The following is a 16,104-nucleotide window of genomic DNA, read 5'->3' as shown; positions in this document are numbered from 1 at the left end:
TGATGTAAAAACTATGATAAGGAATAGTAGTGAACGAAGCGAGCTAAGAGAGCTGACGGGTGGTGCGAGTCAGCAAACGAGCGTTCATGAACTCACCTTGGAGTTGTAAATGTGAAGTAAAGTAACATTTGCCGTCTATCCGCGTTAAGGAAAATGAGTGAGTACATAATTGTGCTAATTTGGGTGGTACCGCGGGAAGTTTATTCAACCTCTCGTCCCTTTGTTTGAGGGATGAGGGGTTTTTTAGTTTAATTAAATACAGCTGGAGCGTACAAGGAGGATTATGTATGGCTTTTAATCATGAAAAGATCGAACAAAAATGGCAAAAAGTTTGGGAAGAAAATAAAACATTTAGAACAACAGAAGATGAAGGAAAGCGTAAATTTTACGCATTAGATATGTTCCCTTATCCATCTGGCGCTGGTTTACACGTTGGGCATCCAGAAGGTTATACAGCAACGGATATTTTATCTCGTATGAAGCGTATGCAAGGATACAATGTACTTCATCCGATGGGATGGGATGCATTCGGACTACCTGCTGAACAGTATGCATTAGATACAGGAAACGACCCGGCTGAATTCACTGAACTTAACATTAATAATTTCCGTCGTCAAATCAAATCGTTAGGTTTCTCTTACGATTGGGAGCGAGAAATTAATACAACTGATCCAAACTACTACAAATGGACACAGTGGATTTTCTTACAGCTATATAAAAACGGCTTAGCTTATGTGGATGAAGTAGCTGTTAACTGGTGTCCTGCTCTAGGAACAGTACTTGCGAACGAAGAAGTTATTGACGGCAAAAGTGAGCGTGGGGGACATCCGGTTGAGCGTCGTCCAATGAAGCAGTGGATGCTTAAAATCACAGCTTATGCAGATCGTTTACTAGAAGATTTAGATGAGCTTGATTGGCCAGAAAGTATTAAAGAAATGCAGCGCAACTGGATTGGCCGCTCTGAAGGAGCTCACGTGCACTTCACAATCGATGGATACAAGGACACATTTACTGTGTTCACAACGCGTCCTGACACGCTATTTGGAGCAACGTATGCCGTTTTAGCACCTGAACATCCGTTTGTAGAAAAAATTACAACAGCCGAACAAAAAGAAGCGGTAGAAGCGTATTTAGATCAAATTAAAAGCAAAAGCGATTTAGAACGTACAGACTTAGCTAAAGACAAAACTGGCGTATTCACTGGTGCTTATGCAATTAACCCTGTAAACGGCGAGAGAATGCCAATTTGGATTGCTGACTATGTTTTAATGAGCTATGGCACAGGTGCAATTATGGCTGTTCCAGCTCATGATGAGCGTGATTATGAATTTGCTGTTAAATTTGAACTGCCGATTAAAGAAGTAGTAGCGGGCGGAGACGTTTCAAAAGAAGCTTATACAGGCGACGGCGAGCACGTTAATTCAGACTTCTTAAATGGTTTAGATAAAGAAGAAGCAATTTCAAATATGATTCAGTGGCTTCAAACAAATGAAAAAGGTGAAAAACAAGTAACATACCGTCTGCGTGACTGGTTATTCAGTCGTCAGCGCTACTGGGGTGAACCAATTCCTGTTATTCACTGGGAAGATGGCACAACGACTGCAGTTCCTGAAGATCAGCTTCCGCTTGTGTTACCAAAAACGACTGAAATTAAACCGTCAGGCACAGGTGAATCTCCGTTAGCAAACATTGATGACTGGGTGAACGTAGTAGATCCGGAAACAGGCAAAAAAGGGCGCCGCGAAACAAATACAATGCCTCAATGGGCAGGCAGCTGCTGGTATTACTTACGCTACATTGATCCAACAAACAGTGAAGCGTTAGCAGATGCAGATAAATTAAAAGAATGGTTGCCGGTTGATATTTATATCGGTGGAGCTGAACACGCTGTTCTTCACTTATTATATGCTCGTTTCTGGCATAAGTTTTTATATGATATCGGCGTAGTTCCAACAAAAGAGCCGTTCCAAAAACTGTTTAACCAAGGTATGATTCTTGGAGAAAACAACGAAAAAATGAGTAAGTCAAAAGGTAACGTTGTAAACCCAGACGAGATCGTAGAAAGCCACGGAGCAGATACGCTTCGCCTTTATGAAATGTTCATGGGGCCTTTAGATGCGTCAATCGCCTGGTCAACAAAAGGGCTTGATGGTGCACGCCGTTTCTTAGATCGTGTATGGCGCTTACTTGTTGACGATAACGGTGAATTAAGCAGCAAGGTTCAAGAAAGCAATGACACTACGCTTGAACGCGTGTATCACCAAACGGTGAAAAAAGTAACGGAAGATTACGAAGGCCTCCGTTTTAATACAGGTATCTCTCAGCTTATGGTATTCATCAATGATGCATACAAAGTTGACGTGCTGCCAAAGCAATACGTAGAAGGATTTGTGAAGCTATTAGCACCAATTTGTCCTCATACGACTGAGGAATTATGGAGCAAACTAGGTCACGAAGATACAATTTCGTATGAGGCTTGGCCTGCGTTTGACGAAGCAAAACTTGTAGATGATGAAGTGGAAATTGTCGTTCAAATTAACGGTAAAGTACGTGCGAAAGTAAACGTACCTGCTGAGGCGTCTCGTGAAGAGCTTCAAGATATTGCAATGGCTAATGAAGATGTTCAAGAGTTCATTGAAGGTAAGACAGTGCGCAAAGTGATTGCTGTGCCTGGTAAATTAGTAAACATCGTAGCTAATTAAGTATTGATGTAGAACAGAACCCCTGACTGCTCTTTAGTCAGGGGTTCTGTTCTAGACCTAAGTGCCTGATGTCCGCCTTTCCGGGTTGACATCAGGCGCTTAGTCAAACCTTTAACTACGATTGGAAGGGCTTAGGCAGGCTGCTGCTTAAGCTTTTCTTATTTAGTGGCATAAAGGTATTTGAATTTGCTACAATAGCGATAGCAAGCTGAATGAAAGAATAGAGAGGAATGACGAAGATGGAAGAAGTAAAAGTAATTACGCCTGAAGAACTTCAAAAACGCGTTGAAAATGGAGAAGAACTTCATTTAGTTGATGTGCGCGAAGATGAAGAAGTAGCAGAAGGAATGATTCCAACTGCTAAACACATTCGTATGAATGATATTCCAGGTAATGTGGATTATTTCGATAAAGACAAAGAATATATTTTCATTTGCCGTTCGGGCCGCCGCAGTGAAAACGTATGTTACTACCTTCAAGAACAAGGATATAAAGTAACAAATATGGTTGGCGGTATGTTAGAGTGGGAAGGAAAAACGGTTAATAAATAAAAAAGAGGCTGGGACAAAAGTATCTTAGCTGAAGTGAAAAATGAACCATTGATCAACATGTTTGATTAGTGGTTCATTTTTTTTGTTAGGGTGAACATAGGTTTTATTTGTTTCGTTTCCTCTCCTCTAGCAGCTGATTGGAAGGCAAGGCGAAGACTCCTGCGAGAAAAGCGGAAAAGGTGAGACCCCCCAGGAGCACAAGCGAGGAGGATCACCGGCCGCCCGCGGAAAGCGAAGTCTTGAAAGGAAATTGACTGCCGTGTCACAAGCGTTTCAGCTCATGTATCCCATTTGTTCGTCTTTAGATTGAGTTCATTTCGTTATGTCTCAACCTCTTTTTTGAATGACACTTCTGCCATCCGACTAAAATGATAGCAGGAAAACAAATGATGACTAAATCTATAAAAGCTCTCATAAAAATAGAGGTAGTAAGAGATTGAAAATCCGTACAAAAACCATCATCAAGAGAAACAGTCCATTCTGATTGAAACAAATTTGATAGGACAAGGTGGTAGAAGCTGTGATACAAGTGAAAATGTTTGATAAAGAGCACGAAAAAGATTTAGAATTTGCGGTGAACCGATTTTTACGGAAATTAGAGGATGAAGACGTCGTTGATATTAAATACCAAGTGACAGTGGATGTTGATCGTGATGAGCAGGTGTACTGTTTTTCAGCCATGGTTATGTATAAAGCCTAGCATATTATGCTAGGCTTGTTGCAAATTCTCCTGCATTACTTCCAGCCAAACGGCCTGTTACAAGAGCAGAAGTGATATTATATCCTCCAGTGTATCCATGGATATCAAGAATTTCCCCGCAGAAGTAAAGGCCTTGCATAAATTTCGAAGACATTTCTTTTGGGTGAATTTCTTTAACAGATACGCCGCCTCCTGTGACGAATGCTTTTTCTAAAGAAAGCGTGCCGTTTACAGCAAATTCAAATCGTTTGCACAGTCTTGCAAATTCTCTCAGTTTCTCATGCTGAAGCTGTCCTGCTAGCGCTTGGCTATCAATGCTTGCTTGCTCGAGTAAAAACAATAGATAGCGTTCAGATACAAAACCTTTTAAGACATTTTTAATTGCTTTTTTCGGCTCTTCTTTTGTTGTTTTGACTAATTTTTGGAAAATATCTTCGTCGTTTTGGCTAGGAAATAAATCAAGAGACATTTGAACAGTATTGCTTTTTTGTTTCTTTAACTCTTTAACAACATATTGGCTGCAGCGAAGAGCGGCAGGGCCAGAGATGCCAAAGTGAGTGAAAATCATATCCATTTGATGAGTAATGACAGGCTTGCCTTTTTTATTAAGCACGCTTAGTCCTACATTGCGAAGCGATAGACCTTGAAGCGTTTTGGTTTTAATAAAGTGTTCGCTAGATGTAATAGGAACTTCTGTTGGGTAAAGTTCAGTAATTTTATGCCCCGCATCTTTTGCCCATTGATAACCGTCTCCTGTGGAACCTGTATGAGGTACTGATTTTCCACCTACTGCAATCACAACGCTTTTTGTTTGGATTGCTTCCCCGTTTTGAAGCACAACTTCTTTCACGGTGTTGTTCTCATAGTGTACGCGTTTAACGGCTGTGTTTGTGCGAATTGTCACACGAAGACGGTGAAGTTCGCTAATTAATGCGTCAACAACAGATTGCGCTTTATTGCTGACCGGAAACATACGGCCGTGATCTTCTTCTTTTAATTTAATTCCAAGGCCTTCAAAATAAGAGATGATATCTTCGTTATTAAAAACAGAAAACGCACTGTATAAAAAGCGTCCGTTTCCTGGAATGTGTTTAATAAGTTCATCGATGGGAAGACGGTTTGTCACATTACAGCGTCCGCCTCCAGAAATGGCAAGCTTTCGTCCAAGTTTATTGCCTTTATCAATTAATAATACGTTTGCACCTGACTCACCAGCTGCAATCGATGCCATCAAACCAGAAGGTCCTCCTCCGATTACGACTACATCATATATCATACTTTCACCAACCTGTCTATTCTTAAAAAAATTTAGTTTGTTCACTGACAAATCTCTCAACATTGGATAAAATGGGCTATAGTCTTTGTTTTTTTAGTTTGTTGACGAGTGCGAGTGAGTATAAGACCTTTCTTAGTGTATACTGTCACTTGCTTCTTTTCAATTCTATCATTATTATCAGTATGTAACATTAAGTATCGGAGGCAAACGTATGTCTGATTCAAAATTGTTAAGAGGGACCTTTGTGCTAACGCTTGGCACTTATGTATCCCGAATCTTGGGAATGATTTATTTATTTCCATTTGCGATCCTTGTTGGAACCGTAGGGGGAGCACTGTTTGGTTACGGATATAACCAATATGCTATTTATTTAAGTATTGCTACAGCCGGTATGCCAATGGCCGTATCGAAATTTGTATCAAAATATAATGCACTCGGTGATTACTATACGAGTAGAAGAATGTATCGGGCCGGCATGAAATTAATGCTTGTCACAGGAATACTTGCATTTTTACTTTTATATTCGTTAGCTCCTGTTATGTCTAGAATTACACTGGGAGGTTCTGATTTAAATAACTCCTTAGAAGATGTAGTAATGGTTATGCGAATGGTTAGTGTTGCGTTAATTGTAGTACCGATGATGAGTTTAATGCGAGGATTTTTCCAAGGTCACCAGTCTATGGGACCAACAGCTGTTTCACAAGTAGTTGAACAGCTTGTGCGGGTTGTCTTTTTATTGGCATCTACCTATATCGTCATCAAAGTTGTCCATGGAAGTCTTGCATTAGCCGTTGGATTTGCTACGATGGGGGCTTTTGTAGGAGCTCTTGCTGGACTGGCTGTATTAATTTGGTACTGGAAAAAACGAAAGCCTTATCTTGATAAAATGGTGAACGAGCAGACGGTAACGCCTACGCGTATTTCTACCGTATCCATTTTTAAAGAGCTGCTTACGTATTCATTGCCATATGTCTTTGTCAGCTTGGCTATTCCGCTTTATCAATATGTGGACCAATTCACATTTAACCGTGCAATGGTAGCGGCTGGACAAAAAGAAATAGCAGAGTCAATGAACGGAATTGTTCAGTCTTATGTTCCAAAGCTTGTGATGATTCCCGTTTCATTAGCTACTGCGTTCGGTTTGACTCTTGTACCAACGATTACACGTTCCTTTGTGAATAAAGATTATAACGTACTGCAAAAGCAAATTGACCAAACATATCAAACGATTATGTTTCTTGTGCTGCCAGCATCTGTAGGATTAATGGCTTTAGCTGGCCCAGCCTATACGTTTTTCTTTGGAACAGATGCATCGGATGCGGGTGGAAATGTCTTGCTTTACTATGCACCGGTAGCTTTATTGTTCTCATTTTTTACGGTGAATGGAGCTATTTTACAAGGAATCAACAAACAAAAATATGCTGTTTTAAGTCTATTATTTGGATTGATTGTGAAAATTGTCGTGAACGTTCCATTTATTCTTATGTTCCACGAGATTGGTTCAGTTTTAGCGACTGCACTAGGCTATATCGTATCTCTTGTTTATATGTTTGTGCTTATTCAAAAACACGCAAAATATAACTACAGTGAGTTTATAAAACGCTCTGTGCTTATTCTCATTTTTGTTGCGATTATGGGAATCAGCGTAAAAATTGTCGCAGCAGTGATTGGTCTGTTTACAACGCCAGGACGATTCTCTGCCACTGTTATTACAATTATAGGAGCAGCAGTAGGCGGCCTTATTTACTTTATTATTACCTATCGTTCAAGCCTGCTTGAAAAAGTAATGGGAGCGAGGGTAACTGGTGCAATTGAAAGAAAGATACTGCGCCGAAATAAACAGCGCAGTGCCTAAGTAAGAAGATGACTCGTTAGAGTCATCTTCTTTTCAAAAAAGAGGAGGATATTACATGCGTTTGGATAAATTGCTTTCTACCATTGGGTACGGAAGCCGAAAAGAAGTTAAAGGTCTTTTAAAGACTGGAGCTGTTAAGGTAGACGGTTCAGCAGTTAAAGATGCTAAGGTCCACGTTAATCCAGATGAACAAGAAATCACTGTGCATGGCGAAGCCGTTTCTTACCGAGAATTTGTTTACTTTATGCTTCATAAGCCTCAAGGCGTCATATCAGCAACAGAAGATTCTCTTCATGAAACAGTTTTGGACTTACTTGAACTTGACGATGCTGTGTATGACCCATTTCCGGTAGGGCGTTTAGATAAAGATACAGAAGGGCTCTTGCTGCTGACGAATGACGGTCAGCTTGCACATCAGCTGCTATCTCCTAAAAAACACGTTCCTAAAACATATTTTGCAAAAATTAATGCACCGGTGACTGAAGAAGATGCTGAAGCATTTAGACAAGGTGTCACTCTTGATGATGGATATGTAACAAAATCAGCAGAGTTAAAGATACTAACAAGCGGTGTGGAATCAGAAATTGAATTAACGATCGTTGAAGGAAAATTTCATCAAGTGAAGCGTATGTTTGAAGCAAGAGGAAAAAAAGTAACGTATTTAAAACGTTTATCTATGGGAGCTTTGCTGTTAGACGAGTCATTAGATTTAGGAGAGTATAGGGAGTTAACGGAAGAAGAACTAGCTTTATTGCAAAAATCAAATGCCTAAGAAGAGGCGAAAGAAAAAGGAACCTAAGTCTAAAATGGTTCCTTTTTTTGTCCACTTTGTTAGACAAGTGAAACATTTCACGTTAAAGCACTTAAACGAGTACCAACTCTGCTTGACGTGCAAATGGAGCGGGGGACTATGCACTCGTCCAAGTCTTGACTTTCTACTGCGTAGAATTTTATCTCTATATATAAATCACTTACTACCCTTGAAATAAACTTACTAGGATGACATCTTGACCTTCTTTTGCGTAGTCGTCCATGTACCGCGACTTGGGCTGCGAACTAAATCATTATATGCTAACACATTCAAGTCACGCTGAATGGTTCTTGGTGTAATACCAAATTCGTCTACAAGCTCTTGCGTTGTAACTGTTCCATTTTTACAAATGAACATATAGACCGATTTGATACGAGTTAGCATTCGATTAGTTGAAGGTTTCAAAAAACCACTTCCTTATTCGTTTTTCGTAAGGCACAACTTCTTTATAACTCTGAGATGTCAAGCACTATTTCAGTCCTTATCCTTATTGTACACAAAATCGACAGAAAAATAAAAGAGAAAACGCAAATTAACACAATATTTACAAAAAATGATATAAATATGTAATCCTTTCGTAACATCTCCTTCCTCTATTTGCACATTTTTTATAGTATATGTAAACAATAAACAAATAGAATCCGTTTTTATCGATTGTGCCTACAATTTATTTCCCGGAATTTTGACTCTGTAAACCTTTGATATGAAAGGAAAGAGACAATTATTTCTTTCTATATAAAGGTATGATAAAGTTAAATTTACCAATAGTAACGATAGATACAATCTGTAAAAGCAGGAAAAGGAGACAAACAGATGACGGCAATTAATTGGAAAGAGGAAGTTCAAAAAAGAGAAGCTGAAATTCTAGCTGATACGCAGCGTTTTTTACAAATTAAAAGTGTTTTGACAAGCACAGAAAAACAAGAAGAGCCATTTGGACCTGGAATTGCTCAAGCGCTTGACTTTCTTTTAAATAAAGGAAAAAATGACGGGTTTTCTGTCAAGAACGTAGACGGATATGCAGGTCATATTGAAGCAGGAGAAGGGAAAGACCTTCTTGGCATTCTTTGTCACGTAGACGTTGTTCCTGAAGGAGACGGGTGGTCGGTTGATCCATACGGCGGTGAAATAAAAGACGGGAAAATTTTTGCTAGAGGAGCAATCGATGACAAAGGCCCGACGATGGCTGCTTATTATGCAATGAAAATTGTGAAAGATTTAGGGCTTCCTCTATCTAAACGGGTTCGAATGATCATTGGAACGGATGAAGAAAGTGACTGGAGATGTGTGGACCACTACTTCAATCATGAAGAGATGCCAACTATGGGGTTTGCGCCCGATGCCGATTTTCCTATCATTTTTGCTGAAAAAGGCATTACAGACGTAGAAATTCGCCAGCAGCCAATTGAAGGAACAAAGGGAAGCGTTCAGCTTACATCATTTGTCTCTGGGCGACGCTACAATATGGTTCCTGATCTTGCAACAGCTGTTCTTGAATTCCATAGTGAAACGGATATTAAAAATAAATATGATCAATTTTTAAAGGATCAGTCTTTAAAAGGTTCAATAACAGAAAAGAGCGGTGTATACACACTTACTTTAGAAGGCGTTTCAGCACATGGCAGTGTGCCTGATAAAGGGAAAAATGCTGGACTTATGCTTCTTCGCTTTTTACACACATTAGAACTTGATGAACAAGCTAATCAGTTTGTAGGTTATGCAAATGCGTATTTAGTCCAAGATGCACTAGGAGAAAAAATGGGCTTAAATCGCAAAGATGAGGTCACGGGTGATTTAACGATAAATGTTGGAATCATGTCTTACAATCAAGAAGAAGCGGGGCACTTTGGTTTAAACATTCGCTATCCTGTATCAGCTCATATTGACGACATTATTGATACGATTAAAGAAAAAAGTGAATCTTATCAAATGACCATCAAACATTTTACAGATTCTAAGCCACATCATGTCGATCAAAAACATGAGCTTATTCAAACGCTTCAAAAGGTTTACCAAGAACAAACAAATGAAGAACCTACACTTATTTCAATTGGAGGAGGAACGTATGCCAGAGCATTGGAAGCGGGTGTGGCATTTGGACCTCTTTTCCCAGGCCGTGAAGAAGTAGCGCACGAAAAAGACGAGTACATGGTAATTGAAGATTTACTTCGTGCAACAGCTATTTATGCACAGGCTATTTACGAATTAGCTAAATAAAAAAAGCGAACGCCTTTGCGTTCGCTTTTTTATTATTCAAATGAGAACAGGTCACTTGATAAATAACGTTCACCTGTATCGCAAGCAATACATACGACCACTTGATCAGGAGATAATTTTTTGGCTACCTCGATAGCAGCATAGCACGCAGCGCCAGATGAAGGACCGACTAAAATTCCTTCTTCAGAAGCCAAGCGTCGCGTAATATCGTAGGCTTGTTCATCTTTAATTTTTAAAATTTCGTCGTAAACATCTACATTAAGCGTATCAGGAATAAATCCAGGGCTTGTTCCTACAAGCTTGTGCTTCCCAGGTCTTCCTCCAGATAATACAGGAGACCCGGCTGGTTCCACAACATGAACGGTCATATTTGGATAGTTTTCTCTTAGTACTTCACCAGTTCCTGTAATCGTTCCGCCTGTTCCAGCAGTAGCAACAAAAGCAGATAGGTCTTTGCCTAACTCGTTCATTGCCTCGATAATTTCTTTAGCAGTCGTTTTTCGATGAGCGTCAGGGTTTGCATTATTTTCAAACTGCATGGGCATAAATGCATTTGGAATTTCTTTTGTAAGCTCTTCTGCCTTGCGAATTGCTCCTGGCATTTTCTCATCGCCCGGTGTTAGAACAACTTCAGCACCATATGCTTTTAACAAGTTAATTCGTTCTTGAGTCATGGTATCTGGCATAACTAAAATAGAACGATAACCTCTTGCCGCTGCATTCATTGCTAAGCCAATACCTGTATTTCCGCTCGTTGGTTCAATAATAGTAGAATTTTCATTGAGCAAGCCTGCTTTTTCAGCTTCCACGATCATATTAAAAGCAGCACGGTCTTTCACACTACGGCTTGGATTAAAAAACTCTAGTTTTAAGTAAACGGATGCTCCATCTGCAGGTTGAAGACGATTCAACTTAACAAGAGGTGTCTCGCCAATCAAATCAGCCATACTATTAACAACTTTCATTCTTCTCATCCTTTTCTTATAAAAATTCTCTGTATTGTTTCTATGATAACACAAATTCTTATTTTTTAAGCACATGACAGATTTTCAGAAAAACCTCTCTATTTCATCCGAAAAAACCTTTAAAATAGATCTAGCTCTTTTTGAACATAACCAATTGGGGAAAGATAATAAAAAGAAAAGGAGAGATTTGATGAAAGGCGATAAACATTATTTTATTGGAATCAACGTGCCTGTATCCATTGCACATCAGGCAGAAAATTGGGCAAAGGAATTAATACCTTTTCCTTTCAAACAATGGACATACTCTGACGATTATCATATAACGCTACAATTTTTAGGGTTTTTAGATGACAAAAAGGAAAAGCTGATTACGCGCTTAAAAGAAGTAGCCTCCCGTCATTCAAGTTTTTCGCTGCAGACAGGTCAGTACGATGTGTTCGGTGCGTATAACAAGCCTAGAGTGCTTTATGTAAGCCTTAGGCCAAATGATAAGCTTATGAATCTGCAAAGGGATATACAGGCCGTATGGGAAGATCTAAGCGGCCTGTACGAAAAACGTCCTTATCGTCCTCATATTACGATTGCAAAGAAGTGGGGAGGGGAAGCCGGACTTTTGGAAGAACAGTTAAGGCAAACGTCGATTGAAGAACAGTTTCAAGTAAGTTCGTTTGCCCTTTTTGAAGTTCATCCTGCTAGCAAACCTAAATATAAAAAAATACTATCTTTTTCCTTGCAGTCACAGTAGCATATGAACATAAAAGCATGGAGAGAGGTTATTTAAAAATCGCTCTTATCAAAGAAAAGAAAACGCCGATGATAATAGAGAAATCATCGGCGAAGAAAGTTTTAGAGGAATTTTAATTAGGGGATTGATGTAAACGTGGCGCAGCTACTTAAGGTGCAAGATTATATTTCCCGTTATGAAAAAGACGTTTATCACTACACGTCTCAGTTTAATCACTTAAAAAAGCATAATTGGAAGAAAGCAAAGCAATTATTTGAAGAAGGGCTATTACATGAGCCGCCTGTACAAGAAGAAATAAAAGCTCAACGTTCATTTTTGCAAAAGGCAAAAGAGCGGTTTACAAGAAAAAAAGAAACGTGTGAAGTGGAAGAAGCGTTCTCTAGCGATAGCGTGGAAAATCAAGAGCTATTGAGGTTTACAACTCTTCCACAAACAGCGGAAGACTTGAAAATATTGTTTTTAGAAAATGTATTTGATCTTCAAATGAAATGGGCTACATCCACTTTATTTGAGTTCTCACAAGCAGATCGTAAATATTACCATGATGAAGCTCTCCGTTATTTTATTCAGCGCTTTCCTGATACGTGTCTCGTGATGTACAAGCCTGTTTTCATGATTAATAAAGCTCCGGTAGAAGGAGATATCGTTATTGTTACTCCAACGGAAACCCTCTGTATTTGTTTAATAGAAACATATAAAAGCGCTGTTTTTCAGTATTCAAAAGAAAATTTTTGGACAGAGTTAAGAGGAAGAGATCAAAAAAAGATATTAAATCCTTTAATTGGGTTAAATCGAACGGAGCAAATTGTCCGAAGCATCTATCGTACTCACGATATTGAACATAACGTAAAGAAAATATTACTGAGCAGAAATGGATATATTGATTACGCTGCTGAGCCTTATCAGGTTGAATTTGTAGATGCTAGAAAGTACGAAGAGTGGTTTTATGAACTTAGGAAATCTAAAGCACCTTTAAAGTTTAAGCAGATGAAAGCAGCTCAAGTATTGCTCGAACACAGCCAGAGTATTTATTTTGACCGGGAATTCGAAGCAGGTGAATAATACGAACATTCAAGCTATGAAAGTGCTTTCGTTTTTGCGTTTACTACATATAATGCTACTAAAGAGGTAATTGGCATAAGGAGGAGAAAAGGATGACTGGTGATAATAAGTTTCAAGCTTATTTAGATCAAATAGATCGTATTACTCTTTTAGTTCCAACTTCTTATCATGAAGGTCAAATTGATTTTTTTGTGATTAAAAGTACACAAATGCATGAGACCATCTCTATTGAAAACGTACATGAATTAGAAGGATTTATCAAATATGAAGGCAAGGTCGAAGGTAGCATAGAAATTGGACAGTCGTACGTTATCTGTGATAATTACGGAGAGAAAGTTCCGCTGCAGGTAGGGGCTGTTATACGAACCAAAGAGTTTGATGAGAGATTTTATTATAATCAAAATGATTTGGGTGCAGCCTTTTATTCAGATCATATTATGATAAAAATTTGGGCCCCGACTGCATCAGCAGTGATTTTAAAATTAATACATGCAAACAGCGGCAAAGAAGAACTGTACGTCATGGCTCGTCAAAGAAAAGGCGTATGGGAAAAGAAACTTCCCTTAGATAAAGAAGGGTATTATTATCGATTTTTAATAGATGTAAACGGCCGGACAAATGAAGCGGTGGATCCTTATGCCGTTGCAGCTACAGCAAATAGTGAATACGGAGTTCTGATAAATCTTCATACAGTTTATGTTCATCCCCATGAAAAGCCACCTTTCCTTCAGCCAACGGATGCCGTTATTTACGAAATGCACGTTCGCGACTTTTCTATTCACCCTTCAAGCGGGATAGAAAAAAAAGGCACGTACCTAGCTGTTACTGAATCAAGCGGGCAGCCAGGCAAAACAACAGGTCTTCATTATTTAAAAGAGCTAGGAGTGACCCACCTTGAATTTCTTCCTATTAACGACTTTGGCGGAGTAGATGAATTAAACCCTCATGCTTCTTATAATTGGGGGTATAATCCATTGTTGTTTAATGTACCAGAAGGAGGCTACTCCGCTGACCCTTCAAATCCTGCCACTCGTATTGCTGAAGTGAAACAATTAATATCAACACTTCATCAACAGGGATTCCGTGTTATTATAGATGTAGTTTATAATCACGTATTTGTACGAGAGGAATCACCTTTTGAAAAAATTGTTCCGGGCTATTATTTTCGACATGATGAGTTTGGGATGCCTTCGAACGGGACGGGAGTAGGAAATGATTTTGCTTCTGAACGGAAAATGGCGCAAAAGTTTATTATCGATTCAGTATTGTTTTGGATAAAAGAGTACGACGTTGATGGGCTTCGCTTTGACCTCATGGGGATTTTAGATATAGAAACGATGAACATTATTCGGGAAAAAATAAATGAAATTGATTCTACTATTTTGGTGTTTGGCGAAGGCTGGGATTTAAATACTCCTATTCCCTATAATCAAAAAGCAATTATGGCGAATGCCCGCCAAACGCCTCAAATCGGCTATTTTAATGATCGCTTTCGAGATTCTGTAAAAGGAAGCACGTTTGATGTATATGAAAAAGGTTTTATCAGCGGAAGTATTCATCAAAAAGAGACCGTGCAATCTGTGATAGCGGGGAGCATTCTGGATAAAGAAGACAGCCGGGCTTTATTTATAAATCCAGCACAATCAGTTAATTACGTTGAATCACATGATAATCATACGCTGTGGGATAAGTTAACGAATTCAAATGGAGAAGAACACGAAGATACACGTAGAAGTCGTCACCGACTTGCTACTGCTATTGTACTTCTTTCGCAAGGCATACCGTTTCTTCATAGTGGTCAAGAGTTTTACCGCACTAAACAAGGCGTAGAGAACAGCTATAATTCACCCGATGATATTAATGCACTTGATTGGAATCGACGGATCAAATTTTCTCCTGACGTGAATTGGGTTCAAGAGCTGATTCGTATTCGCAAACAGCACGGTGCATTTCGCTTGGGAGATGCTTCAGCGATTAGGCAGCATATCTCTTTCCTAAATACGCCGCAATCCGTTATTGGCTATTGCTTATCAAACGTATTGGCTTACGGTCCGTGGAAGAATATTATTGTGTTTTTTAATCAAGGCCTAATGGAAGAAAAAGTAGTTTTGCCAGAAGGACCATGGAAAATAGCACTTGATCATTGTAAAGTATATAAAAATGGGTATCCTACTATAGAGGATAATGCTATAAACGTTTCAAAGCTTAGCGTTCTTATTTTATTTCAAACGTAATTATTGTCTTCAACCACTTGACGAAAAAAGTATGATGGAGATAATATTTATAAAGGATGGCTATTGATACATATCCTCAATAGCCGTCTTTTTTATTTACTAAGAAAATAACGTCATGATGTCTTAATAGATTGCTTTATTGAGTGAAATTTTTAAACGAAATGTGTGTGTTGAAATTGAAGGTGAATTGGTTGGAAGATATATTAGGAAGCGAATGGGAAATTACTCCTGCTGGCGGAGCGACAGGAGAAGCTTATTTTGCAAAATTTCAAGACCGAAAGCTTTTTTTAAAGCGTAATTCATCACCTTTTTTAGCAGTATTGTCAGCTGAAGGAATTGTACCGAAGCTCGTGTGGACAAGACGAATGGAAAATGGAGATGTGATCACAGCTCAGCACTGGCTAGATGGTCGAGAATTAAAACCAAAAGATATGAATTCGAGTCGAGTGACAGAATTGCTTAGTAAAATTCATCATTCAAACGAGTTATTAGATATGTTGAAAAGGTTGGGGAAAACACCGCTTCTTCCCGAAGACGTGCTAGCCGATATTGTAGAGAATGTGGACGAGCGACTTCAAAAAGAAAGTATTGTAGAGCAGGGAATCAGTTATTTACAAGCAGAGCTTCTGTCCGTTCAGACAGATAAATATGTTGTGTGTCATTGTGATGTGAACCACAATAACTGGATGCTTGGAGAGAATACGCAGCTATATTTAATCGACTGGGACGGAGCGATGATTGCAGATCCTGCTATTGATTTAGGTTTATTGCTTTATTGGTACATCAATCCATCTCAGTGGGAAGAATGGCTTGAGCATTATGGGGTTGAACTAACCGAGAACTTGAAAAAGAGAATGAAGTGGTATGTGATAAGTCAAACCATTTTATTCATTGAATGGCATCGTTCGAAAAATGAACATTCTGAAATGAATTACTGGCTTGAATATCTCCGGATTTTGCTCGTCAACGACATTCAAGCACAGTAG

Annotated in this window: 13 protein-coding genes and 1 other annotated feature; of the genes, 10 read left to right on the top strand and 3 right to left on the bottom strand. The window is 39.0% G+C overall.

Features of this window, described 5'->3' with window-relative positions:
- The first annotated feature begins 4 nt into the window (after positions 1 to 4).
- Positions 5 to 223: a binding site (T-box leader), on the top strand.
- Positions 224 to 287: 64 nt separating this feature from the next.
- The 3 genes from leuS to BG04_RS09275 all read left to right on the top strand — a co-directional run bounded on the left by leuS (position 288) and on the right by BG04_RS09275 (position 3,953).
- Positions 288 to 2,702 carry a leucine--tRNA ligase gene (leuS, locus tag BG04_RS09285; RefSeq protein ID WP_034648618.1) on the top strand — a complete coding sequence of 805 codons (2,415 nt, stop codon included), beginning with the start codon at positions 288 to 290 and terminating at the stop codon, positions 2,700 to 2,702.
- Positions 2,703 to 2,941: 239 nt separating this feature from the next.
- Positions 2,942 to 3,253 carry a rhodanese-like domain-containing protein gene (locus BG04_RS09280; RefSeq protein ID WP_013085250.1) on the top strand — a complete coding sequence of 104 codons (312 nt, stop codon included), beginning with the start codon at positions 2,942 to 2,944 and terminating at the stop codon, positions 3,251 to 3,253.
- A gap of 520 nt (positions 3,254 to 3,773) precedes the next feature.
- Positions 3,774 to 3,953, top strand: a complete 180-nt coding sequence (locus BG04_RS09275; protein ID WP_013059521.1) for a sporulation protein Cse60 — start codon at positions 3,774 to 3,776, stop codon at positions 3,951 to 3,953.
- Positions 3,954 to 3,957: 4 nt separating this feature from the next.
- Here the strand turns inward: BG04_RS09275 and BG04_RS09270 are convergent, their stop codons facing one another.
- The gene (locus tag BG04_RS09270; RefSeq protein ID WP_013085249.1) at positions 3,958 to 5,229 is read right to left on the bottom strand and encodes a BaiN/RdsA family NAD(P)/FAD-dependent oxidoreductase; all 1,272 of its coding nucleotides are present in this window, start codon (positions 5,227 to 5,229) and stop codon (positions 3,958 to 3,960) included.
- A gap of 211 nt (positions 5,230 to 5,440) precedes the next feature.
- Here BG04_RS09270 and BG04_RS09265 point away from each other — a divergent pair, with 211 nt between their 5' ends.
- Together BG04_RS09265 and BG04_RS09260 are read left to right on the top strand one after the other, a co-directional pair.
- On the top strand, positions 5,441 to 7,084 hold the full coding sequence (locus tag BG04_RS09265; RefSeq protein WP_034648621.1) for a putative polysaccharide biosynthesis protein: 1,644 nt from the start codon (positions 5,441 to 5,443) through the stop codon (positions 7,082 to 7,084).
- 55 nt (positions 7,085 to 7,139) lie between these two features.
- Positions 7,140 to 7,856: a pseudouridine synthase gene (locus BG04_RS09260; protein ID WP_013085247.1), complete on the top strand. Its 717-nt coding sequence runs from the start codon at positions 7,140 to 7,142 to the stop codon at positions 7,854 to 7,856.
- A gap of 222 nt (positions 7,857 to 8,078) precedes the next feature.
- Here the strand turns inward: BG04_RS09260 and BG04_RS09255 are convergent, their stop codons facing one another.
- The gene (locus tag BG04_RS09255) at positions 8,079 to 8,300 is read right to left on the bottom strand and encodes a DeoR family transcriptional regulator (RefSeq protein WP_013059517.1); all 222 of its coding nucleotides are present in this window, start codon (positions 8,298 to 8,300) and stop codon (positions 8,079 to 8,081) included.
- Between the two features lie 408 nt (positions 8,301 to 8,708).
- Here BG04_RS09255 and pepV point away from each other — a divergent pair, with 408 nt between their 5' ends.
- Entirely contained in the window at positions 8,709 to 10,112 is a 1,404-nt protein-coding gene (gene pepV / locus BG04_RS09250; RefSeq protein ID WP_016765757.1) for a dipeptidase PepV, read from the top strand.
- Between the two features lie 32 nt (positions 10,113 to 10,144).
- On the opposite strand, the gene cysK is transcribed toward pepV, so the two are convergent.
- Positions 10,145 to 11,077: a cysteine synthase A gene (gene cysK / locus BG04_RS09245; protein ID WP_016765756.1), complete on the bottom strand. Its 933-nt coding sequence runs from the start codon at positions 11,075 to 11,077 to the stop codon at positions 10,145 to 10,147.
- A 190-nt stretch (positions 11,078 to 11,267) separates the two neighbouring features.
- On the opposite strand from cysK, the gene thpR reads away from it, so the two are divergent.
- The 4 genes from thpR to BG04_RS09225 all read left to right on the top strand — a co-directional run bounded on the left by thpR (position 11,268) and on the right by BG04_RS09225 (position 16,104).
- The gene (gene thpR, locus BG04_RS09240; protein WP_034648623.1) at positions 11,268 to 11,822 is read left to right on the top strand and encodes an RNA 2',3'-cyclic phosphodiesterase; all 555 of its coding nucleotides are present in this window, start codon (positions 11,268 to 11,270) and stop codon (positions 11,820 to 11,822) included.
- Positions 11,823 to 11,957: 135 nt separating this feature from the next.
- Entirely contained in the window at positions 11,958 to 12,884 is a 927-nt protein-coding gene (locus BG04_RS09235) for a hypothetical protein (protein WP_013085243.1), read from the top strand.
- Positions 12,885 to 12,976: 92 nt separating this feature from the next.
- Positions 12,977 to 15,118: a type I pullulanase gene (gene pulA / locus BG04_RS09230; RefSeq protein ID WP_034648625.1), complete on the top strand. Its 2,142-nt coding sequence runs from the start codon at positions 12,977 to 12,979 to the stop codon at positions 15,116 to 15,118.
- Between the two features lie 191 nt (positions 15,119 to 15,309).
- Complete coding sequence (locus BG04_RS09225) at positions 15,310 to 16,104, top strand: phosphotransferase family protein (protein WP_013085241.1); 795 nt, start codon at positions 15,310 to 15,312, stop codon at positions 16,102 to 16,104.

This window comes from Priestia megaterium NBRC 15308 = ATCC 14581, from assembly GCF_000832985.1.
In the GTDB taxonomy this organism is placed as follows: Bacteria; Bacillota; Bacilli; order Bacillales; family Bacillaceae_H; genus Priestia; species Priestia megaterium.
This window is presented reverse-complemented; position numbering and strand designations above follow the sequence as displayed.

Excerpts from the sequence above, each read along its gene's own strand:
- leuS (WP_034648618.1), top strand. The coding sequence starts at position 288 with ATGGCTTTTAATCATGAAAAGATCGAACAAAAATGGCAAAAAGTTTGG.
- BG04_RS09280 (WP_013085250.1), top strand. The coding sequence starts at position 2,942 with ATGGAAGAAGTAAAAGTAATTACGCCTGAAGAACTTCAAAAACGCGTT.
- BG04_RS09270 (WP_013085249.1), bottom strand. The coding sequence starts at position 5,229 with ATGATATATGATGTAGTCGTAATCGGAGGAGGACCTTCTGGTTTGATG.
- BG04_RS09265 (WP_034648621.1), top strand. The coding sequence starts at position 5,441 with ATGTCTGATTCAAAATTGTTAAGAGGGACCTTTGTGCTAACGCTTGGC.
- BG04_RS09260 (WP_013085247.1), top strand. The coding sequence starts at position 7,140 with ATGCGTTTGGATAAATTGCTTTCTACCATTGGGTACGGAAGCCGAAAA.
- pepV (WP_016765757.1), top strand. The coding sequence starts at position 8,709 with ATGACGGCAATTAATTGGAAAGAGGAAGTTCAAAAAAGAGAAGCTGAA.
- cysK (WP_016765756.1), bottom strand. The coding sequence starts at position 11,077 with ATGAAAGTTGTTAATAGTATGGCTGATTTGATTGGCGAGACACCTCTT.
- thpR (WP_034648623.1), top strand. The coding sequence starts at position 11,268 with ATGAAAGGCGATAAACATTATTTTATTGGAATCAACGTGCCTGTATCC.
- pulA (WP_034648625.1), top strand. The coding sequence starts at position 12,977 with ATGACTGGTGATAATAAGTTTCAAGCTTATTTAGATCAAATAGATCGT.